General features: G+C 66.5%; 16 protein-coding genes. 11 read left to right on the top strand and 5 right to left on the bottom strand.

Features of this window, described 5'->3' with window-relative positions:
- Positions 1–397: 397 nt before the first annotated feature.
- The 3 genes from AC56KL_RS13545 (at position 398) to AC56KL_RS13535 (ending at position 5395) form a co-directional block, all read left to right on the top strand.
- The gene (locus tag AC56KL_RS13545) at positions 398–1513 is read left to right on the top strand and encodes an alpha/beta hydrolase family protein (RefSeq protein WP_497180686.1); all 1116 of its coding nucleotides are present in this window, start codon (positions 398–400) and stop codon (positions 1511–1513) included.
- Between the two features lie 373 nt (positions 1514–1886).
- On the top strand, positions 1887–3923 hold the full coding sequence (locus tag AC56KL_RS13540; RefSeq protein WP_497180685.1) for an acyltransferase family protein: 2037 nt from the start codon (positions 1887–1889) through the stop codon (positions 3921–3923).
- A 122-nt stretch (positions 3924–4045) separates the two neighbouring features.
- Positions 4046–5395: a chymotrypsin family serine protease gene (locus tag AC56KL_RS13535; protein ID WP_497180684.1), complete on the top strand. Its 1350-nt coding sequence runs from the start codon at positions 4046–4048 to the stop codon at positions 5393–5395.
- 16 nt (positions 5396–5411) lie between these two features.
- Here AC56KL_RS13535 and AC56KL_RS13530 read toward each other — a convergent pair whose 3' ends face one another.
- Entirely contained in the window at positions 5412–5738 is a 327-nt protein-coding gene (locus AC56KL_RS13530) for a hypothetical protein (protein ID WP_497180683.1), read from the bottom strand.
- Here AC56KL_RS13530 and AC56KL_RS13525 point away from each other — a divergent pair.
- The 4 genes from AC56KL_RS13525 to AC56KL_RS13510 all read left to right on the top strand — a co-directional run bounded on the left by AC56KL_RS13525 (position 5737) and on the right by AC56KL_RS13510 (position 10742).
- The gene (locus AC56KL_RS13525; RefSeq protein ID WP_497180682.1) at positions 5737–7350 is read left to right on the top strand and encodes an ABC-F family ATP-binding cassette domain-containing protein; all 1614 of its coding nucleotides are present in this window, start codon (positions 5737–5739) and stop codon (positions 7348–7350) included. The two genes, AC56KL_RS13530 and AC56KL_RS13525, sit on opposite strands and share 2 nt — an antisense overlap.
- 40 nt (positions 7351–7390) lie before the next feature.
- Positions 7391–8413: a lipopolysaccharide heptosyltransferase II gene (gene waaF / locus AC56KL_RS13520; RefSeq protein WP_497180681.1), complete on the top strand. Its 1023-nt coding sequence runs from the start codon at positions 7391–7393 to the stop codon at positions 8411–8413.
- 22 nt (positions 8414–8435) lie between these two features.
- Positions 8436–9437, top strand: coding sequence for an ADP-glyceromanno-heptose 6-epimerase (rfaD, locus tag AC56KL_RS13515; protein ID WP_497180680.1), 1002 nt, complete (start codon positions 8436–8438; stop codon positions 9435–9437).
- A 147-nt stretch (positions 9438–9584) separates the two neighbouring features.
- Positions 9585–10742 (top strand): sensor histidine kinase, encoded by a 1158-nt coding sequence (locus tag AC56KL_RS13510; protein WP_497180679.1) that lies wholly within the window; start codon positions 9585–9587, stop codon positions 10740–10742.
- A 61-nt stretch (positions 10743–10803) separates the two neighbouring features.
- Here AC56KL_RS13510 and AC56KL_RS13505 read toward each other — a convergent pair whose 3' ends face one another.
- Together AC56KL_RS13505 and AC56KL_RS13500 are read right to left on the bottom strand one after the other, a co-directional pair.
- Complete coding sequence (locus AC56KL_RS13505) at positions 10804–11208, bottom strand: putative quinol monooxygenase (RefSeq protein ID WP_497180678.1); 405 nt, start codon at positions 11206–11208, stop codon at positions 10804–10806.
- Positions 11209–11386: 178 nt separating this feature from the next.
- Positions 11387–13981: a hybrid sensor histidine kinase/response regulator gene (locus tag AC56KL_RS13500; protein ID WP_497180677.1), complete on the bottom strand. Its 2595-nt coding sequence runs from the start codon at positions 13979–13981 to the stop codon at positions 11387–11389.
- A 352-nt stretch (positions 13982–14333) separates the two neighbouring features.
- On the opposite strand from AC56KL_RS13500, the gene AC56KL_RS13495 reads away from it, so the two are divergent.
- Both AC56KL_RS13495 and AC56KL_RS13490 read left to right on the top strand, forming a co-directional pair.
- The gene (locus tag AC56KL_RS13495) at positions 14334–14813 is read left to right on the top strand and encodes a chemotaxis protein CheW (RefSeq protein WP_497180676.1); all 480 of its coding nucleotides are present in this window, start codon (positions 14334–14336) and stop codon (positions 14811–14813) included.
- Positions 14814–14864: 51 nt separating this feature from the next.
- The gene (locus AC56KL_RS13490; RefSeq protein WP_497180675.1) at positions 14865–16481 is read left to right on the top strand and encodes a methyl-accepting chemotaxis protein; all 1617 of its coding nucleotides are present in this window, start codon (positions 14865–14867) and stop codon (positions 16479–16481) included.
- Between the two features lie 75 nt (positions 16482–16556).
- Here the strand turns inward: AC56KL_RS13490 and AC56KL_RS13485 are convergent, their stop codons facing one another.
- Positions 16557–17576, bottom strand: coding sequence for a porin (locus AC56KL_RS13485; protein WP_497180674.1), 1020 nt, complete (start codon positions 17574–17576; stop codon positions 16557–16559).
- Between the two features lie 298 nt (positions 17577–17874).
- On the opposite strand from AC56KL_RS13485, the gene AC56KL_RS13480 reads away from it, so the two are divergent.
- Positions 17875–18975: an aldose epimerase family protein gene (locus AC56KL_RS13480; protein WP_497180673.1), complete on the top strand. Its 1101-nt coding sequence runs from the start codon at positions 17875–17877 to the stop codon at positions 18973–18975.
- Between the two features lie 26 nt (positions 18976–19001).
- On the opposite strand, the gene AC56KL_RS13475 is transcribed toward AC56KL_RS13480, so the two are convergent.
- Positions 19002–20378 (bottom strand): serine hydrolase domain-containing protein, encoded by a 1377-nt coding sequence (locus tag AC56KL_RS13475; protein ID WP_497180672.1) that lies wholly within the window; start codon positions 20376–20378, stop codon positions 19002–19004.
- A gap of 90 nt (positions 20379–20468) precedes the next feature.
- On the opposite strand from AC56KL_RS13475, the gene AC56KL_RS13470 reads away from it, so the two are divergent.
- Positions 20469–21479: a GlxA family transcriptional regulator gene (locus AC56KL_RS13470; protein ID WP_497180671.1), complete on the top strand. Its 1011-nt coding sequence runs from the start codon at positions 20469–20471 to the stop codon at positions 21477–21479.
- Positions 21480–21511: the final 32 nt, after the last annotated feature.

Below are 21511 nucleotides of genomic sequence, written 5' to 3'. Positions count from 1 at the left end.
GCCTAATGGAATGTAGACGAAGTGCGGCACGTGCACTGCGCTACGCACTTATTTCAAGGCCGAGCATCCGAATACCTGGTTGAGTCGTCCATTTCCCAAGTTCGTCGCATCCCAATACCATGCCATGACGACAGTGCTTATCATTTTCTCTACTTGTCCATTGGCGAAACCATGAAAGCAGAATCGTCCATGCTGCGCAGGCCAGCCTTGCTGACAGCGTTCGTCGCTATCACCGTCGGAAGCGTGCCGGCGGCGTCAGCGGCACGTACAACGCTCGACGCGCGCGTCGCGGCGGGCCGACCGCCCATCGTTGCTCGCGCATTTGAACCGGCGCCTTGTGAAACCGGTATCTTCCGAAACGACACCGCGAAGTTCGTCGCCCTGACGAAAGCGGCCAATGGATTCGACTACACCTTCAGACGGAACCGCCGGCAGCACACAGGATGCGAACGCGCTGGTCACGTGCGGACAGAACGTCGTGCGCATAGGAAGCAAGGACATCTGGCCGAAAGCCGCCATCACCGAGACGAATGCGCGATTCGCATCGAACGACATCACGCTCGCTGGACGCCTGATGGAAGCCCCGGGCGCAAGAAAGCACACGCCGCTCGTCGTCTACGCACACGGCTCCGAAGACAGCGCCTGGATCGATCACGCGCGTGATCCCTACCAGATGGTGGGGCGGGGCGTGTCGGTATTCATCTACGACAAGCGCGGCACGGGACTGTCCGGAGGCGAATATACGCAGAACTTTCCGCGCCTGGCCGACGACCTGGTCGCGGCGGCGCGCGAAGCCAGGCGGATGGCGCAGGGCCGCTACGGACGTTTCGGTCCGGTTGGCCTGAGCCAGGGAGGGTGGATCGCATCGCTCGCGGCGGCGCGCGCCGGGGCGGAATTCATCGGCATTGGCTACGGCCTGGCCGTCGATATCGCCGAGCAGGACGCGGAGAAGGTCGGCATGGAGTTGCGCGAGCGAGGCTATGGCGAGGACATCGTCGCCAAGGGCCGGATGGCAACGGATATCACGGCGCGCCTCGTCAAGTCCGCATACAAGGACGGGCTGGACGCGCTTGCGGATTTCCAGGACCGGTTCGGCAAGGAAGCCTGGTTCCCCATGATCAGGGGCGGGTACACCGGCGTGTACCTGGGACTGCCGGCAGACCATCTGCGCAAGCACGGCATGCCGCAATTCGACAAGCTAGAGGTGGACTGGTCCCATGACCCCATGCAGGTGCTGGACAAGGTCGATGTGCCGCAGCTGTGGGCACTGGCCGAGAACGATCGGCAAGCGCCTATCGCCTTGACCGTGGAGCGGCTCTCGACACTGCGCAAACAGGGTCGACAGATCGACATGTTTGTCTTCCCCGCAGCCGGCCACGGCATGTGGACCGACGAGCAGGCATCCGCTCTGCCACGCAAGCAGACGCGGATTGCACCAGGGTTCTACGATTTGATGGCCGACTGGGCAAAAGGCAAACTCGGGCGACAGTACGGAACAGCGCAGCTGCGGTAGCGCTGCCTGCCTGGTACAGGATGTATTGCGGGGACGCCGCAGCCGCAGGAGCTGTAGCGGCTGCCGATGAATAAGGTCTCGCTATCTGCCGGGAACACAAGGGGAAAGGCAAGCCGTGGGCTCTCCCTTTTATCAGTACCGCTTCTTTACAAAATGTAAATGGATGGCGCTCGGCTGAGTTGGCTTGTTATTATTGCAGGTGAAGCAAACGGAGGGCGTGTGTCCTTGGTCATGGAATGCGAAGCCTTCGCCAGCCGTGCCATGCAACGCTCCTGTAACAAGCAGCCCTCATATTGCATGGAGTGCACGCACACGCAGCACCACTCGTCGCAATCCCTGAAGCACCGCGGGTGCTCCATCGAGACAAGCCGACATGAAACGAGAAACCGACGCAGTGTCCCTCCCTCACGCCACACCCGCCTCCCGATTCCGCGCCGACATCAACGGCCTGCGCGCGTGGGCGGTCGCCGCCGTTGTGCTCTTCCATTTCAAGGTCCCCGGTTTCAACGGCGGTTTCATCGGCGTCGACGTGTTCTTCGTCATTTCCGGCTTCCTCATGGCCGGGATCGTTACCAGGGCACTTGAGTCGGGAAGCTTCTCCCTCTGGCAGTTCTACCTCGCACGGGCCAAGCGCATCCTTCCTGCGCTGCTGGCGCTGCTCGCGGTGTTGCTCGTGCTCGGATACGCTCTTCTGCTGCCACCTGATTACCGTGTACTCGGCACCCATGCCGTGTACAGCATCCTGTTCTTCACCAACGTCAAGTTCTGGCAGGACGCCGGCTATTTCGATGCTGCTTCGCACGAGAAATGGCTTCTGCACACCTGGTCGCTGTCGGTCGAGTGGCAGTTCTACCTGATCTTCCCGATCGTGCTGCTGCTGGCCTGGCGCCTGCGTCCGGCACGGTCGACCCTGGCGTGGGTGTGCGGCGCCGCGCTCGCCGTATCGCTGGCGGCCTCGGTGCTGGTGACGGAACGCGACACGAGCGCGGCCTTCTTCCTGTTGCACACCCGCGCCTGGGAAATGTTGGCCGGCGCCCTGGTTTTCCTGTGGAGCAGGGATCGAACGGGGCAGGGGACGATGGGCAGGCTTGCCGCCTGGTCCGGGCTGAGCCTGATCGCTGCATCGGTGCTGGCGTTCAGCGGCGCCACGCCGTGGCCGGGCTGGCGGGCAGCGCTGCCGGTTGCCGGCGCGATGCTGGTGCTGGCTGCCAACCGTCCCGTCGTCCTGACCCGCCACCCCGTCGCGCAGTGGCTGGGCGACCGCTCGTATTCGATCTACCTGTGGCACTGGCCTGTCGTGGTGGCGCTGGCCTATGGCGGCTGGCAGCACCATGGCGGATGGGCGGCGCTCGGCGTGCTGCTCAGCCTCGGCCTGGGTGCGCTGTCGTATGTACTGGTCGAGGGGCCGGCGCGGCGCGTGCTGGGGCGAATGCGGCTACGGCCGGCGTTCCTGGCGATCGGCGCCGCCGCCGTGCTCACCGCGGTCCCGGCAGCCTACGTCTGGCAGGGCGGCGGCATTGCCGGACGCTTTCCGGCCGAGGTCGAGCGCGTCGCCGCGGCCGCGAAGGATTTTCACCCCGACCGCAAGCGCTGCCACCAGCGCGCCGGTCACACGTCGCCCGGCTGCATCTTTGGGGCGCCGCAACGGAACGCCATCGTCATCGGCGACAGCCACGTGTCCGGCATGGTGTCGGCGATCGCGCAGGCCGGCGCCGCTGTCGGAAAAGGGGTGCAGCAATGGTCCTACGATGGCTGCATCTATTTGCCGTCGATGCGGCAGGTCCGTCCCGACCGCTTCGGCAAGGAGGCCGATTGCGCCGGGTTCAATACCTGGGTCGGCGCACGCTTGCGCGAGGCTCCCCCTGACGTGCCGGTGATCCTGATCGGCCGTTACGCGCGCTACGCCATGGGGCCGCAGGAGTCCGGCGCGGCGACAGGGGTGCCGGAAGTGTTTTTCGGCGATCGCCCCGCCGAGCGCACGACGCCGGCATTTCTCCAGCGTTTCAGCGATGAACTGGTGAACATGGCCTGTTCACTGGCCCGGGAGCGCCCGGTGTATATGGTGCGTCCACTGCCGGAAATGCCGGTCGACGTTCCCCGCTTTATGTCGCGCCGGATGGCCTGGGGCCTGGATGCCGAGGTGTCGGTGTCGCGCGCCGCCTACCTCGCGCGCAATGGCTGGGTATGGAAAGCCCAGGACGAGGCGCAGCGGCGCTGCGGCATCCGGGTGCTCGATCCCTTGCCGGCGATGTGCGAGGGGGACCGCTGCAGCGCAAGCCGCGACGGTATCCTGCTGTTCTATGACCACGGCCACATGAGCGAAACCGGCAACAAGGTGCTTGTACCGCTGTTCCGGCCGGTCTTCGATACGCGCGCGACTGCCGCGACCGGAGACCCTGCCGCGCCTTGATGATCTTGCGGTCATGCCACGCGCGTAAATATACGGTGACTCGTCCATACGTTAATGCTAAATTGACACTTTAGTAGTCAACAATAATTTAACGGGCGTTTCTTTCTAAGGGGAGAGCGACGATGGACGAGATGACGTTCGAGCAGTTGAAGCAGGCGAAGGAGTACTTCCACGCCACCGCGATGACCATTCCCGGGGTGCACGGAACGAGCATCGGTGTGAAGCGGGTCAAGGGCAAGCCCACCGGCCGGCTGGCCATCTGCATCCATCTTGCGCGCAAGCGAAGCCTGGATGCCATTCCCCCGGACGAGCAGATCCCGCTCGACGTCGATGGCTTCCCGACCGACGTGATCGAGCACGCACCCATCATCCGCTGCGACGCCACGTCGGAACGGCGCGCCATGTACGAGGACAACAGCAAGTACCGCCCGCTCGTGGGTGGCACCAAGCTCAGCGCAGGCTATTCCTTCGGCACCCTCGGCTGCATCGTGAAAAAAGCGGACGGCAGCTGCTACGCGCTGTCCGCGGCCCATGTGCTGGGCGACCTCGACACCACGGTGTACCAGCCGTCCAAGGCGAAATGCGACGAGATCGGTTCGACCGTCGAGGTGCAGGATTGCTCGCAGATGGACGCCGCCATCGCCAGCCTCGACTACTACCACGATGCCGGCCTGGCGACTATCCGCGAGATCGGCGCCATTACCGGCACCCGTGAGGTCGGCAAGGACGAGCTGCCTTACCCCATCGCGAAACGCGGCGCCTCCACTGGCCTGACCCACGGCAGCGTGACGGGCATCCAGTACAGCGGGGTGGCCGCCAACCTCGAGCGCTTCCAGGACATGCTGTTCATCGATGGCCGGGGCGACGAGTTCGTCGATCACGGCGATTCCGGCGCCGCCATCGTCCACCCGATCGACGAAGACCACAACCTGGTGGTTGGCCTGTTGTGGGGCAAGACGCCGGAGGGCAACCGGATCGGCGTCGCCACGCCCATCGACCGCATCACCGACGCTTTTGGCGTCACCGTCCTCACTTCCAGCGATCCGGTACGTCCGCCCACCGAGACCCTGCTCGGCCGCTTCGAAGCCTTCCTCGGCGAAACCGCGCGCGGCAAGGCCTACTGGGATGCCTACGCGCACAACCGCATCTACTTCCGCCACATCTTCCACCACGTGCCGCGGCTCGCTGTCACCTGGCGCAAGATGCCGGTAGCGGACATGATCGAGGCCCTGCGCGCCGCCATGCTCAATCCGGACACCCTGATTCCGATGAAGCTAGGCGCCCACGACACCGAAGAGGTGATGTGGGACCTGTACGAGGCGCTCGGCAAGTTCCTGCAGTCGAACCACCAGCACATGCTGCAGCAGCAGGCCGCGTCCTTCTGCCGGATGGTGTGCGGGAACATCGGCAACAGCTGGCGCAACGCGCTGCACGGCATTCCCATCCCGGAAACCGGCGGCACCGTGTGCTGAAGACCGGGCGCGCCGCTCACAGGTCATAGCGCGCCTCCAGCACCCAGGTGCGCTGCGCAGCGCTGGCGCGAACAGGCCGAACACGAAAGCCGCGAGGGCGATCCATGCACGCCAGACCTGTGTGGTCGCCCGGCTTGTCGATGGGCCGGGCATGTCGACATCCTGACGGGCTTGAGCTCGGGCTTGCGCTGGCCTTGCCGATGCATTCTTTGATATCATTCCAGCACATTTCCTTTGCGAGGGTTCGTCCGATGCGCCATTGATGCCGCCGTCCAGCAGACGGCCAGTTCTCCCACCTTCCCCTAGCAAGCAGGGGAGTTCCGGCATCCTTGGAGGTATTCATGACGCATCCTTGCCTTGCGCTCGACAGCGCATCTTTCATTCTTCCCGACGGCACGACCCTGCTGTCCGGGCTGTCCGAACACTTCGATCTGCGCCACACCGGCCTGGTAGGCCGCAATGGCGTGGGAAAAAGCGTGCTGGCGCAGTTGCTGGCCGGGATCCTGGCGCCGTCGTCCGGCCGCTGCATCCGGGAAGGCAGGGTGCACTACCTCTCCCAGCAGGTCGACGCGGCCCGGGAGGGCACGCTGGCCCTGCTCGCCGGCGTACAGCACGTGCTCGCGGCGCTGGCGCGCATCGATGCCGGCAGCGTGGACGAGGCCGACTTTGCGCTGGTCGGCGAGCGCTGGGACCTGCCGGCGCGCCTGCGGCACGCCCTCGACCAGGCCGGCCTGGCCCACCTCGACGCCGTCACGCCTGCCGACAGGCTGAGCGGCGGCGAAGCGATGCGGGTGGCCCTGCTCGGCGCCATGCTGTCGGAGGCGGACTTCCTGATCCTCGACGAGCCCACCAACCACCTCGACGGTCCGAGCCGCCACGCCCTGGCCGCACAGCTGCGCGGCTGGAAGGGCGGCTTGATCGTGGTCAGCCACGACCGCGCCCTGCTGGGGCAAATGGCGCGCATCGTCGAGCTGTCGCCGCAGGGGCTGCGCAGCTATGGCGGCAACTACGACTTCTATGTGCAGGCGCGCGCCGCCGAGCAGGACAGCGCGCTGCGCGGCGTCGAGCACGCACGCCAGGCCATGCTGCACGAGGAGCGCGCCATGCGCGAGCAGCGCGAACGCCAGGCGCGCCGCCAGGCGCAGGGCGCGCGCGACGGCAAGACCGCCAACCAGGCCAAGGTCCTGCTGGGACGGCAGAAAGAGCGCAGCGAAAACAGCAGCGGGCGCCTGCGCCGGCAGCACGAGGAAGCACGGCAGCAGCACAAGCTGCGCGTGCGCGAGGCGGCGCAGGCCCTGTGCGAAGACAGCACCGTGCGCCTGCATGTGGCCGAGGGCGGCGGCGCGGCGCAGCGCCGCGTCCTCGAGCTGGTCGACGCAGAACTGCCGTTCACCGCGCCCGCCTTGCGGCGCCTGAGCCTGGTCGTCACCGGCCGGCAACGCATCGGCATCACGGGTCCGAACGGCTGCGGCAAGTCGACCCTGCTGAAGCTGGCCGCGGGCGAACTGGCGGCGCCGGCCGGGCAGGTCAGGCGCGATCCGGCCTGCGCCTGGCTCGACCAGGGCCTCGGCACGCTCGACCCGGAGCGCAGCACCATCGCCCAGCTGCTGGAGCGTAACCGGACCACAGGACAGGACCGGCTGCGCACCTGGCTGGCCCAGCTCGGGCTGGACGCGCACAAGGTAGCGCAGCCCACGGGACAGCTGAGCGGCGGCGAACGCCTGAAGGCGGCGCTGGCCTGCGCCCTGTATGCCGATCCGCCGGCACGCCTGCTCCTGCTGGACGAGCCGGGCAACCACCTCGACCTGGCCTCGCTCGAGGCGCTGGAAGCGATGCTGAACAGCTACGCCGGCGCGCTGCTGGTGGTCTCGCACGATGAATTTTTCCTGGAGCGCATTGGTCTGACCCATCGCCTGGAAGCCGGCCCCGCCGGGTGGCGGCTGCGATTGCTATAATCCCGGATCACCATTGCAGGAAGCAGGGACACGAAGGACCATGTTGCGCACGCTAGTCATTTCCCCCAACTGGATCGGCGACGCCGTCATGGCGCAGCCGCTGCTGCGCCGCCTGCGCGAGCAGCACCCGGAGCGCCCGATCGACGTGCTGGCGCCCACCTGGGTGGCGCCGGTGTGGCGCGCGATGCTCGAGGTCGACGAGGTCATCGAATCGCCCTTCAAGCACGGTGCGCTGCAGTGGAAGGAGCGCAAGGCCTTCGCGAAGCTCTTGCGGGCGCGCGGCTATGCCGACGCCTACGTGCTGCCGAACACGCTCAAGTTCGCCCTGATCCCCTGGCTGGCCGGGATCAAGCGGCGCGTCGGCTACAAGGGCGAGATGCGCTATGGCCTGGTCAACGTGATGCACCATGACGACAAGGCCGCGCCGCGCCCGATGGCGCAGTTCTACGCCGCGCTGGCGGACGCGCCGGTGCGCCACCTGCCGCGACCAGAAAAGCTGCCCGAGCCCGCGATGGTGGCGGCGCCGGAACAGGCCGATGCGGCCATTGCCCGCCTGGGGCTGCCGACGGGCACCTACGTGGCGTTCGCGCCCGGCGCCGAGTTCGGGCCCGCCAAGCGCTGGCCGGCGTCCTACTTTGCCGAGCTGGCGCAAACGATCCGCGCGAACCGGCCGGACGCGCAGATCCTGCTGCTCGGCTCCCCGAAAGACCGCGCCGTGTGCGACGAGATCACGGCCATCGTGCCGCAGGCGCACAATCTTGCCGGCTCCACCTCGCTGAGCGAGGCGATCGCCCTGATTTCGCGCGCGGCCGTGGTGGTGACCAACGACTCGGGCCTGATGCACATCGGCGCCGCGCTGGGCCGCCCGGTGGTGGCCATCTACGGACCGACCGACCCGCGCCACACGCCGCCCTTGTCGACTCTGGCGGAGGTGCTGTGGCTGCACATCGAATGCTCGCCCTGCCAGCAGCGCGAGTGCCCGCTGGGCCACCAGAACTGCATGAAACAGATCCTGCCCACCGACGTGTGGCAACCGCTGCAGCCTATCTTGGCCGCAGCCTGAACGAATCGAAAAGAGGGTGACAATGATTTTGGTAACTGGCGCAGCAGGCTTCATCGGGGCCAACCTGGTCCATGCATTATCGAGCCGCATGCCCTTCAGCGTGTTCGCGGTGGATAACATGTCGCGTCCGGAGAAGTTCCTCAACATCGTCGATGCCGAACTGGCCGACTACGCCGACAAGGAAGACTTCCTGGTGCGCCTGAAGGCCGGCGAATTCGACGGCAAGTTTTCAAGCGTGCTGCACCAGGGCGCCTGCTCCAACACCATGGAGACCGACGGGCGCTACATGATGAAGAACAACTACGATTACACCATCGCCTTGTTCGAATTCTGCCAGCGCGAAGGCATTCCCTTCATCTACGCCTCGTCGGCGGCCGTGTATGGCGGCGGCAGCGTGTTCAGGGAAGAGCGCCGGCACGAGCGTCCGCTGAACGTCTACGGCTACTCGAAATTCCTGTTCGACCAGTACCTGCGGCGCCACTGGCAGCAGCACGGCATGGACAGCGGCGCCCAGGTCGTCGGCCTGCGCTACTTTAACGTGTACGGCCCGCTGGAAGGCCATAAGGGCACGATGGCGTCGGTGCCCTTCCACCAGTTCCACCAGTTCCAGCAAGAGGGCAAGGTCAAGCTGTTCGGCGCCAACGAGGGCTATGAGGCCGGCACCCAGATGCGCGACTTCATCTACGTGGAAGATGTGGTGAAGGTAAACCTGTTCTTCCTCGATCACCCGGACAAGCGCGGCGTCTATAACCTCGGCACCGGCCGCGCCCAGCCCTTCAACGACCTGGCCGTGGCCACCGTGAATGCGCTTGCCAATGTTGGCGGTGCGCCGCTGTCGCTCGAGCAGATCGTCGCGCAGGGCCTGCTGGAATACCTGCCTTTCCCGGACAAGCTCAAGGGCAAGTACCAGAGCTTCACCCAGGCCGACATCGCGTCCCTGCGCGCCGCCGGCTACGCCGAGCCGTTCACCGACGTGGCCACCGGCGTGGCGAAATACATGGCCTACCTGAAGACGGCGCACTGAGCCATTCATCAGCTTTGCCGATATTGCGAGCTCATCTATAAGATGAGCCGATAGCTCCGCCGTCGCCGATCGACGCGCCGCGTCGGAAAGCCGTCGTGTAGACTGCAATCACGTTCTTCTTTGACAACGCGATCGCTCTCCACGGCAATGAGTGCAAACCTCACCGGACACCTGTCCCCCGACGACCCCGACCTCTCGCCGATCACGCGGGCGATCGTGGCCCTGCGCGGCCAGGTCGTGCAGGCCTGGATCGAGGAGGTGCGCCGCGTGGTGCCGCAGGCGAAGGACCTGGCGCTGCCGATTGCCGAGAACACGCTGCCTGCCTATTTCGACACCCTGGCCGCGCTGCTCACGCCCAGCTATGCGGCGCGCATGGTCGGCGAGCTCGGGGCCCTGGCTGGCGAGCATGGCGGCGAGCGCGCGCGCATGACGAGCTACGACGCCACCGCCCTCATCCACGAGCTGCAGGTCTTTCGCGACGTGCTGTTCCGTGAACTGGCGCATCATGGCGTCGAGCTCGAGGATGGCCAGCGCGCCATGCTCGGCGCCCACATCGACGCCACCATCCGCGAAAGCGCCAACGCCTTCACCGTGGTGCAGGCGGCCCTGCGCGAGCAGTTCGTCGCCGCGATGGCGCACGACCTGCGCACGCCGCTATCCACCGCCCAGCTGGCGGCCGAGATGATCAACCACACCTCGCTTGATGCCGGCGTGCGCCGCTTCGCCGAGAAGATCGTCGCCAGCACCCAGCGCATCGACGGCATGACGCGCGAACTGCTCGACCGCATCGCCTTCTCCAGGACCGGGCCGGTACGCCTGCACATCGAGCGCCTCGACATCGTGGCCCTGGTGCGCGACGTGGTCCAGTCGGCGGAGGCCTTTCATCCGATCGAACTGGCGGCCGGCCCCGATCCGGTCGAGGGCTGGTGGTGCCGCGAAGCGATGCAGCGCGCGCTCGAGAACCTGGTCAACAACGCGATCAAGTACGGCGACCGGGTGGTTCCCATCCGCGTCACGGTGTCGACCACGATCGAGCGGGTGCAGCTGATGGTGCACAACGCGGGCCCGCCGATCGCGCCGGAAAACAGCGAGAGCATCTTCCAGCTGTACCGCCGCGCCGGCGGCCGGAGCCTGGCGGAAAGCACGGGCGAGGGTTGGGGCGTTGGCCTGGCCTATGTGCGGCGCGTGGCCGAGGCGCATGGAGGCAGCGTCCTGATGTCCAGCTCGGGCGAAGACGGCACCTCTTTCGTGATCGACGTGCCCACGGATGCGCGGCCCTACGCCGGCGCGCCTACCGCGGCTTGAACCCCGGCGGCTTGAACCACGGCGGCTTGAACCACGGCCGCCTGAAGCTCCAGCCGATGCTTTACGCGGAGCGCTTCGACATGGTGGCGTGTCCACCCACGGGCTCGGTCTCGAAGCGCTCGCCGAAACCGGCGATCAGCGGCCGCCCCCTGGCGATGGCCGCCTGCACCGACGGCAGCGACAGCGAGGCCTTGTGGCTGGCCTGGTCGACCCAGGTCTCGGTGATCCACAGCGCGTCCGCTTCCAGCTTGTCCTTGGCAATGCCGTAGCTGAGGCAGCCCGGCATGCTTGCAGTGCCCTCCAGCAGGATGGCGATGAGGGCGTCGCGCTGGCCCGGCTGCGCGCGCATTTTTCCGATCAATCCGTACATGGGGGTGGCTTCCTTCTTCTCGATTGTGGCCTGGGCCCGGGCGGCAAGGGGCAGGGTGGCCAGGGCGGCGACAGCGCTGCGGCGTGTGATGGACATGGCGTGACCCCTTGGGCAAAAGGCCCAGTATAGACGCGCAGGCAGCTCTGGTGCACGGCAAGCACTTGGAAAGACCCCGGCATGTGCACGCTGCGCAAGCTGTTCGCGCCTGGGGGCTTCGGCCTCGACGCATTGCGCGTCCAGGTCAAGCGCTGACGCGGCGCAGCGTCCGGAGTGCTCAGGCGGCGAGCGCGTCTGCCAGGATCCGGTCGAGGCTCGCCATGTCCACTGGCTTGACCAGGTGGTGGTCGAAGCCGGCCGCCGTGCTGTTGCGCCGGTCCTGCTCCTGGCCGTAGCCGGTGACTGCCACCAGGGTCGCCCGTCCGGTGGACGGATCCCGGCGCAGGCGCCGCGCAAGCTCGTAGCCGTCCATCTCGGGCAACCCGATGTCGAGCAGGCACAGGTCCGGCCCAAAGCCGGACGCCTGGGCCAGTGCGGCCTGCGAACCGTGTTCCACCCGTACGTCGTGGCCCCGGGCCCCGACGTACATGGCCAGTACCTGGGCCGCGTCGACGTTGTCGTCGACCACCAGCACCTTCAGGCGCGCATCGGGCGCCGCGGCTGCGGCTACGTCTGCGGCTACGGCTGCGTTCCCAGCGGTCGACGCCACATCGATCGCGCCGCGTCCGGCGCAGCGCGGCAGGCGCACCGTGAAGGTCGTTCCCATGCCCTGGCCGGCGCTTGCCACGCCCACGCTGCCGCCGTGCAGCTCGACCAGGCTGCGCACCAGCGCCAGGCCGATGCCGAGGCCGCCGAGCGAGCGGTCGGGCGTGCGCTCGCCCTGCACGAACATGTCGAAAGCGCGTTCCAGTTCCTCCGGCAGCATGCCGATGCCGTTGTCGCGCACCTCCACCAGCACGGTGTCGCTGCCGGCGCTCACGGCCACCGCGATGGCTCCCCCGCCTTCGGTAAACTTGGCCGCGTTGTGCAGCAGGTTGCCGACCACCTGCACCAGCCGCTTGCGGTCGCCTTCCACGTAGCAGGGCGCCGGCAGCAGGGCGAGCTCGAGGCGGTGGCCCTTGTCGCGTACCAGCGCCTGGACCTGTTCCGCGGCATCCTGCACCACCGCGTTGATGTCGATGCGCTCGCGGCTCAGGTCGACCAGGCCGCGCGTGACGCGCGAGACATCGAGCAGGTCGTCCACCAGCCCGGCCATGTGGCGCGCCTGGCGCGCGATGATGGCGCTGATCTGCCTGGTGCGCGCCGGGTCGAGGCTGCCCTTGCCCAGCAGCTGGGCCCCCGAGGAAATCGGGGCAAGCGGATTGCGCAGCTCGTGCGCCAGCATCGCCAGGAATTCGTTCTTGCGCTGGTCGGCCTGGCGCAGGGCTTGTTCGGCGCGCACGCGCTCGGTGACGTCCTGCAAGGTGCCGCGCAAGGCCCGCACGCGGCCGTCCGGCCCGTGCACGCATTCGCAGCGGTAGTCGAGCCAGATGCGGCGCCCGTCGGCGTGGCAAGCCTGCAGTTGCAGCGCGCCGCTGCCGCCCATGCGCACCAGTTCGCCAGTCAGGCGCTGCACTTCCAGCCAGGACGCGTCGCTCAGCAGGGTGCCGCGCTGCTGGAGGAAGGGCGGCATCGGACGCCCGAAGATGTGCGGCACCGAGGCCGACACCTCGATCTCTTCGCTGTCGAGGTTCCAGTGCCAGGTGCCGAAGCGCGCCAGCATGTGGGTTTCGCGCAGCGCCGATTCCTTGGCCGCCAGCTCGTGCGAGCGCTGCGCCAGCAGCGTGGCCGCATTGCCGATCGCGCCCGCTACATCCGCAGCTTCGCGTACGTGCATCTCGGGCAGCGGCGGCGGCGCCGCGCCCTGGCCGAGCGCCACGGCCTGGCTGCTCAAGGCCTGCACCGAGCGCGCCAGGCGGCCGCCGATCAGCCAGGCCAGGCACAGGCCGATCGTGAACAGCGCCGCGGCTACGCCCGCCATCAGGGCGAGCTGTCCGAGAAGCTCGGCGCGCAGGGTCGCTCGAGAAACCCCGATCGCGACGCCCCAGCCGGTGACGGACGAGCGCGAAAAGGTGCTGAGCAGGGGGACGCCCTCGCGCGAGCGCGAGTCGATGGTCCCTTCTTCGCTGCGGCTGGCGGCGCTGCTCAGCAGCGGATTGACCGGCTTGCCGACCGACTTCTCGGGATTCATGTTGCGGCTGATGATGATCCCGCGGCGGTCGAACAGCGAGGCGACCGCGCCTTCCGGCACGGATTTCGGCGTCAGGATGTCGGCGAAGTCGTCCGACGCCATGGCAAGGCTCAGGACGTAGCGCACCTCGCCGCGAATGCGCACCGGTACGTCCACGCTCACGGTGGGGCGGCGGCGCACCGCGCCGGTGAACACGTCCGATATGGCGGGACGGCCGGTGGCGAACACGCGCTCGACGGAAGGCGACGGGTCGAGCGGCAGCGGCCTGCCGTAGTCGACCACCGTGTTGAACACCTGCTGGCCGCTGCGGTCGCGCAGCACCACGTTCATGCGCCCGCCGGCGAGCGCCAGCGCCTCGCGCGCCTGGCTATGCACGCGCGCGAAATCCTCGGCCTCGAGCGCATCGATGGTGGACAGGGTCTCGGCGATCGACTGGCCCTGGAGCAGCTTGTTGTCGGCGCTGCGCACCAGCGCACGCACCGTCTGCAGGGTGTTGCGCTCGATCTGGGCGCGCGCCTTCTGGTACTGATTGATGAACAACAGCGAGGCGCCCACGACGCCTGGGAGCAGGGTGGCCAGCACCAGCCAGAGCAGGTAGGCGCGCAGGGGACGGCGCACGACGGGAGGAGAACTGGCGGTCACGGTGAACGGTAGACGGGAGGAAGGCTTTGATTCTACGTGACCATGCGCGCAATCACCGTTTTCGCACGGCGCCAGCGATGGACGCCGTCGTTCCCCACCCGTCAGCGGCGCCGGCGCGAGAACGGCGTCTTGAAAGGAATGTAGCGAACGCTCGTGCTATATGTTTTCGTCGAAGCAATGAATACAGTATGAGCGGGTCAAAAGTGTTGCGGCAAAGCCATATCGCGCACCAATGTGGACTTAAATATCCGCCGTTTTGCCATTTCTCCATCGAATCTGCACCAGATTGGACGTAATGTATCTTGCGTTCGGGCAATCGATGCCTGAGAAGAATAGAAATGAAGACCAGAGTATGGATACCGCCAACACTAGCCAAGACAACGAAGTACTGTCTTTCCGCCTGGCCGGGGAAGAATACGCAATCAGCATCCTGAAGGTGCAGGAAATCCGCGGATACGAAGCGCCGACCATGCTGCCGAGTGCGCCGGCATGCATCAAGGGCATCACGAACCTGCGCGGCTCGATCGTGCCCATTGTCGACATGCGCATCCTGTTCAAGCTGGGCGAGCCCGCTTATGATCAGTTCACCGTGGTCATCGTCCTGAACATCAAGAACCACGTGATCGGCATGGTGGTGGACAGCGTGTCGGACGTGGTTACCCTCACGGACGAGCAGGTGCGCCCGGCGCCCGACATGGGCTCGACCGCGGACGGCGACTACATCACCGGACTGGGTACCGTTGGCGAACGCATGCTGATCCTGCTCGACATCGACAAGCTGATGAGCTCTGAGCAGCTCGGCCTGGTCAACAGCGTGCAAAAAGCAGCGTAAACACCATTCCAACAGCCGGGCAGGAAGCCTGGCGCAATCGAGAGAACCACCATGAAACTGGCAAACCTGAATATCGGCACGCGCCTGGCCCTCGGCTTCGGCGTCATCTGTACCCTGCTCGTCTGCGTGATTTTGACGAGCACCGTCATGCTCGGCCGTATCAACAGCGGCACCGACGAAATCGTCAACAACCGGATGCCCAGGATCGAAGCGACCAACCAGCTGGTCGACGAGATCAACAATATCGCGATCGCACTGCGGAACATGATGCTGACCGCGGAGCAGGCCGACCGGCAGAAGCAGCTGGAAGTCGTCATGGCCTCGCGCAAGCAGATGCAAGCGATTCTTTCCGATCTGGACAAGACCCTCCAGCATCCGCAGGCGCGTGAGCTGCTGGCGAAAATGAACACCTTCGGCGGGCAGTACGTCGTGGGCCAGGACACCCTGATCAAGCAGGTCCAGGAAGGCCTCGACGAAGAAGCGCGCCAGTACCTGGCGGAGACCTTGCGTCCCTTGCTGGTCAACCTGAAGAAAGCAGTGGCCGACCAGAGCGCGCTGCAGAAATCCATCAGCAGCGCCAAGGCCGCCGAAGCACAGCAAACCTACGACAACACGGTGCGCCTGATGTGGGCGCTGGGCGTCGTCGCCATGGGCCTGGGCGCAGCCATCGCCTGGAGCATCACGCGTTCGATCACCCGTCCGGTGCAGCGTGCGCTGGAAGTGGCCAACACCGTCGCCGCCGGCGACCTGACCAGCAGCATCGAGGTCAGCACCCGCGACGAGGCCGGCCAGCTGCTGCAGGCGCTCAAGACGATGAACGAGAACCTGGCGCGCACCGTCGGCACCGTGCGCAGCGGCACCGATACGATCACCGTGGCGGCCTCGGAAGTGGCGGCCGGCAGCCAGGATTTGTCCGCCCGCACCGAGCAGCAGGCCTCGTCGCTGGAAGAGACCGCATCCTCGATGGAAGAACTGACCTCCACCGTCAAGCAGAACGCCGACAATGCGCGCCAGGCCAACGTGCTGGCCGCAGCGGCTTCGCAGGTGGCGCAGCGCGGCGGCGCCGTGATCGTCCAGGTGGTGGGCACGATGACGGAAATCGACGCTTCGGCCGGCAAGATCAGCGACATCATCGGCGTCATCGACGGCATCGCGTTCCAGACCAACATCCTGGCGCTGAACGCGGCCGTGGAAGCAGCACGTGCGGGCGAGCAGGGCCGCGGTTTCGCCGTGGTGGCGAGCGAAGTGCGCAACCTGGCCCAGCGTTCGGCGGCGGCGGCCAAGGAAATCAAGGCCCTGATCAACGACTCGACCGACAAGGTGGCCAGCGGCAGCAAGCTGGTGGCCGACGCCGGCGCCACGATGCAGGAAATCGTCGACAGCGTGCGCCGCGTGACTGACATCATGGGCGAGATCACCTCGGCCAGCCAGGAGCAGACTGCCGGCATCGAGCAGATCAACCAGGCCGTGGTGGAGATGGACCACGTGACGCAGCAGAACGCCGCGCTGGTGGAGCAAGCAGCGGCAGCGGCCGAGGCCATGCAGGAACAGGCGGTCAAGCTGAACGAGGCGATGGCGGCATTCCGCATCAATGGCGCCGCGCCGGCAGCCGCGCCGGCAGCGCCGCGCGCGCCCCAGCAGCGCGCCCTGAAAGCCCTGGCGGCCTGATAGCGAAACCCGGCCTGCAAGCAAAAACGGCAAGCCTTTGCAGGCTTGCCGTTTTTATTGGGAGAAGCGCCGCGCTTAGAACGAGTGGCGCACGCCCACGTTGAACACCGACGGATCGGCGCCGAATGCGGTGGCCGGCGGAGCGAAGGTGCCGCCGGCCGAGCTCAGGCCGAACACCCCGGTTCCGTTGTTGCGCACGCGCGCGTAGGTGCTGTACAGGTTGGTGCGCTTCGACAGCGTATAGCTGTAGGCCAGCGAGAAGCCGTTGCCGCGTGCGCCAGTCTCCAGGCGCTGCTGGTGCAGCGAGGCGAAGAATTTGTTGGCGCCGGCCGTGTAGGAGCCGCCCACGGTGATGAACCTGAACTCGTTGTTCGGGCCTTGCGGTTCGGCCTCCATGTAGGCGGCGCGCAGGTCGATCGCGCCGATGGTGTAGCCGGCGCCGAAGGTGTATTCCTTGTCGTCGCCGGTGGCCAGGCGCTCGGTTTGCTGGTAGCCGGCGCCCAGGTACAGCGGGCCGTTCTTGTACTCGACGGCCGCGCCCATCAGGTTGCCGGATGGGTTGTCGGTCTGGCGTTCGCCTGCGCTGTAGGCTGCCAGCACCGTGAAGCCGCTCAAGGCATTGCTCTTGTAATTGACCGAGTTGGACAGGCGGCGGGTAAGGCGGTTGGCGCCGAAACCGCCCAGGGTGGAACCGTAGAAACCGTGGCCCAGCGGGTCGGCCGACTGCGCCACCGCGGCGATCGGACCATATTCACGGCCCACGGTGATGGTGCCGAACGCGCCCTGCAGGCCCACCACGGCGCGGCGCTGGAAGGTGCCGGCCGCGTCCTGGGCGCCGTTGTCAAGGGCTACCCCGGCTTCAATGTTGAAAAGCGCTTTCAGGCCGTTGCCCAGGTCTTCGGTGCCGCGGAAGCCGATGCGGCTGGTCGACTGGGTGCCCGAGCTGACCACGGTGCGGCTGTCTTCGCCCGGTGCATCCGTATCTTCGATGCCGATCGAGGCGTCGGCGATGCCGTAGATCTGCACGCTGGTCTGCGCATGGGCCGCCAGCGGCAGGGTGGATAACAGGGCGATGGCCAGGAACTTTCTGTTCATTGAGTGTCTCCGGTGGTTGTTGGGAAGTCCGAACGCCGTTGTCGCTGTACTTGACAGAAACGGGGTGTTTCAAGGATCGACATTATTAATTGCATCGAAATGATGCCATGTTTGCTTGACGCCTTGCTTACACCGCTTCCTAGAAGAATGTGCGCGTAGCCAAAATGCCGCACGATCCAGCGCAAACTACGTGTTTCTACTTAAGCATGTGTTGTAATTTGGTAACGAAACTCGACAAGGCTCCTGGCGGACCGCGTGCGCGGGCGATGTCCGCCCCCATGTTAGGATCGGCGCATTCATGGCCGGTCCCTATCGGGGCGGCCGTCCACCAGACGAGGACGACAACAACGTGCGCACCGGTATCACCCAAGCGCCCTTCGGACAGACCCGGAGCGGCGAGGCCATCACCCAGTTCACGCTCGCCAATGCAAACGGCATGGTGGCGAAGATCATCGATTTCGGCGGCATCATCACCGAGCTGCATGTCCCGGACCGCGAGGGCAGGCTGGCCGACGTCGTACTGGGCTTCGACACGCTCGCCCCCTACGAGACCGACAGCCCTTATTTCGGGGCCCTGATCGGACGCTGCGGCAACCGCATCGCCAGGGGCAGGTTCACTCTCGACGGGCAGGATTTCACGCTGCCGGTCAATAACGGCAACAACCACCTGCACGGCGGCGCGCCAGGCTTCGACAAGCGCAAGTGGAGCGCCACGGTGGCAGGCGACAGCCTGCGCCTGGTGTACGCCAGCCGCGACGGCGAGCAGGGCTATCCGGGCAATCTGACCGCCACCGTCACCTACCAGCTGCTCGATACGAATGAACTGGTGGTGCGCTTCCACGCCGTGACCGACAAGGCCACCCCGGTCAACCTGACCCAGCACTGCTACTTCAACCTGGCCGGCGGCGGCGCCATCCTCGACCACGTGCTGAGCATCGATGCCGACAGCTTCGTCGCCATCGACGCCGAATCGATCCCGCTCGGCGCGCTGGCGCCGGTGGACGGCACGCCTTTCGATTTCCGCTGGCCGCAGGCGATCGGGGCCTGCATCGACGACGACGACGTCCAGCTGCGTAATGGCCAGGGCTATGACCACTGCTTCGCGCTCGACAAGCCGGAGGGCAGGGCGATGACCCGCGCGGCGCACGTGATCGAGCCGGTGTCGGGGCGGGTACTTGAACTGTTCACCGAAGAACCGGGGGTGCAGTTCTACAGCGGGAATTTCCTCGACGGTTCGTTGCAGGGCAAGGGCCGGGTCTATACCCACCGCAGCGGTTTTTGCCTGGAGCCGCAGCACTTTCCCGATTCGCCGAACCAGCCGCGCTTCCCGAACGTGATCCTGCGTCCGGGCGAGGTGTATGAAACCGAGTCGCGTTTCCGGTTTTCGGTCGAGCGCTGAGCTGGTACGGCCTTGACCGGGGGGCGTCACTCGAGAGAAATCCCGAGCCGCTCGATGACGCCGGTCGGGCTGATCTGCGTGGCGAGCAATGCGTTCTCGTTTTCGAACAGGAAGCGGTAGCGCGCCGTCGCGCTGCTGCCTTCGCTACCGCGCGCCAGCACCTCGACCGAGCGCAGGGCGCCGAAGTCGCGGAACTCGTTGGCGAGCTGAGTCACCCAGCGCTGCGTGAAGCGTCCGCGTTCCTGCTCCGACAGGCCCGTGGGCACCTGACCCGCAAGTAGCTGTCCGATAGTCGCACGCACACGGGCAGTGCTGGCGGGATCGGCGTCCGGGATCGCCGGCGCACGCGCCACGGCCAGTGCAGGCACGTAGTGGGCGGCGATCATGTCGGCGATCTTGCCCTGGCGCGCGGCGGAAGAATTTGCCAGCACGATGACCGAGAGGCGCTCGTCGGGATAGCGCAGGTAGAGGGCCTTGAAACCTTGCCAGGCGCCGCCGTGCTGCACCGTGCGGCGGCCCTTGTAGCTGCCGACGTACCAGCCGTAACCATAAGGGCCGCTGCTGCCGTCCGCCAGCCGGGCCGGCGTCCAGCTGGCCTGTTTGATGCGGGTGTCGAGAATGGTGTCGCCGTCGAGCGCGATATCCCAGCGCGCCAGGTCGCGCGCGCTCAGCTGGATGGTGCCGTCGGCAGTCCGGTTCAGGCTGGGCGCTACCCAGCGCTGGTTCTGCAGCTTGCCGTCGATCCGCTCGTAGCCGGCCGCGCGGTGGGGCACGATGTCGGCTTCGCTGATCACGTCGGCCCTCATGCCGAGCGGCGCGAAGATACGTTCCTTCAGCTGCTCGCCGAAAAACTTGCCTCCTACCCGCCGGCAGATGAAGCCAAGCAAATGGTAGCCCGCATTGCTGTAGGCGAAGCGCTCGCCGGGAGCGAACAACAGCGGCATGGAGGCCTCCAGCGCGATCAGCTCGTCATCCGTGTAGTCCTTGCGCAGGTCGATCTTCGTATACGGGTCGCCCAGGCCGGATGTGTGCGTGAGCAGGTGACGAATCGTGATGCCGGCCCATGCCTCCGGCGTATTGTCCAGGTGGCGCGATATCGGGTCGTCGAGTTTCAGCTTGCCGTCCTTTTCGAGCAGCATCACCAGGGCGGCGGTGAAGGTCTTGCCAACCGAGGCCGACTGGAACATGGTATCGGGCGTGGCCGGCACGCCGTGCTCGACATTGGCCAGGCCATAGCCGCGTTCGCGCACGATCTTGCCGTCCTTGAGCACCACCACGGCCACGCCCGGTACCTGGCGCCGCTGCATCTCACGCCCGATCGCATCGTCGAGCGCGTCGGCGCGGACAGCGCCGGCAAACAGGGCGGCGGCGAAGGGAATCGCAATGGAAATCCGATAGCGCATGACGGCAGGCCTCATCTGGAGAATTAAGGCTCGTATTGTAAGTGCCCGATCGTTGACATCCATGCCATTCATCGTTGAATATCTGCCACGATGAGCACTCCATCCGACCCGCATACCGGCGCCTGCACCGGTCTCTACAGCCCCGTCGATATCTGGCTGCTGGTGTTCCAGAACTTCATGCTGCTGGATGCGACAGGCCCCATCCAGGTCTTCTCCACTGCCAATGACGAGGCGCGCGATGGGGGGCGCATGCTGCCTTACCGTATCCACGTGGTCGCGGCAGGCGGCGGCCTGGTGAGTTCGTCGTCGGGCGTCAGCCTTGCGTGCGAGCCGCTGCCGACCTCCCTTCCCCGCGGAGGCACCATCGTCGTATCGGGCGGCCGGGTGGCGGACCTGCCCTCCGCAGGCAGTGCCGCCGTCGATTGGCTCGGGCAGGCGAACCATACCGCGGCGCGCATCTGCGGCGTCTGCACCGGCGCCTTCGTACTGGCGCGCGCCGGCCTGCTCGATGGCCGCCGCGCCGCCACCCATTGGCAAGACGTGGGCGAGCTGAGGCGACAGCATCCAGCCCTGCTGGTCCAGGACGATGCGATCACGGTCAGCGACGGCAGGTTCCACACCTCCGGGGGCATCAGCGCGGGGATGGACCTGGCGCTGGCCCTGGTAGAAAACGACCTCGGCCGTGCTAGCGCGCTGGCAGTGGCGCGGCGCATGCTGCTCTTCCTGAAGCGGCCCGGCGGACAGCGCCAGTTCAGTTCGGGAGGCCTGGCTGCGCCCGATGAGCAAGGTACCTGCGCACTGCTGACCGCCTGGCTGCGCCCGCGCCTGGGGCAGGTGATCGCCATCGAGGCGATGGCGGCGGCCTGCGCGCTGTCGGTCCGTACCCTGCACCGCAGACTGCGCGCGGAAGCAGACACTACACCTGCGCAGTTGCTGGCGCGCCTGCGCCTGGAAGCGGCCTGCCGGTTCCTCGAACAGCCGGGAATGACGGTCAAGCGGGCAGCGCGCGACAGCGGCTACGGCACGGAATACAACTTGCGGCGGGCCTTCGCCGCCCAACTGGGCGTGCTGCCGAGCGAGTACCGGTCACGCTTCGCCTAGACGGGCTGCGGCGTACCGCGCGCGGCTCATCG

Source organism: Telluria sp. ZB4P34 (genome assembly GCF_059686055.1).
Note: the sequence above shows the minus strand (reverse complement) of the source record. Positions and strands in the feature narration are given on the sequence as shown.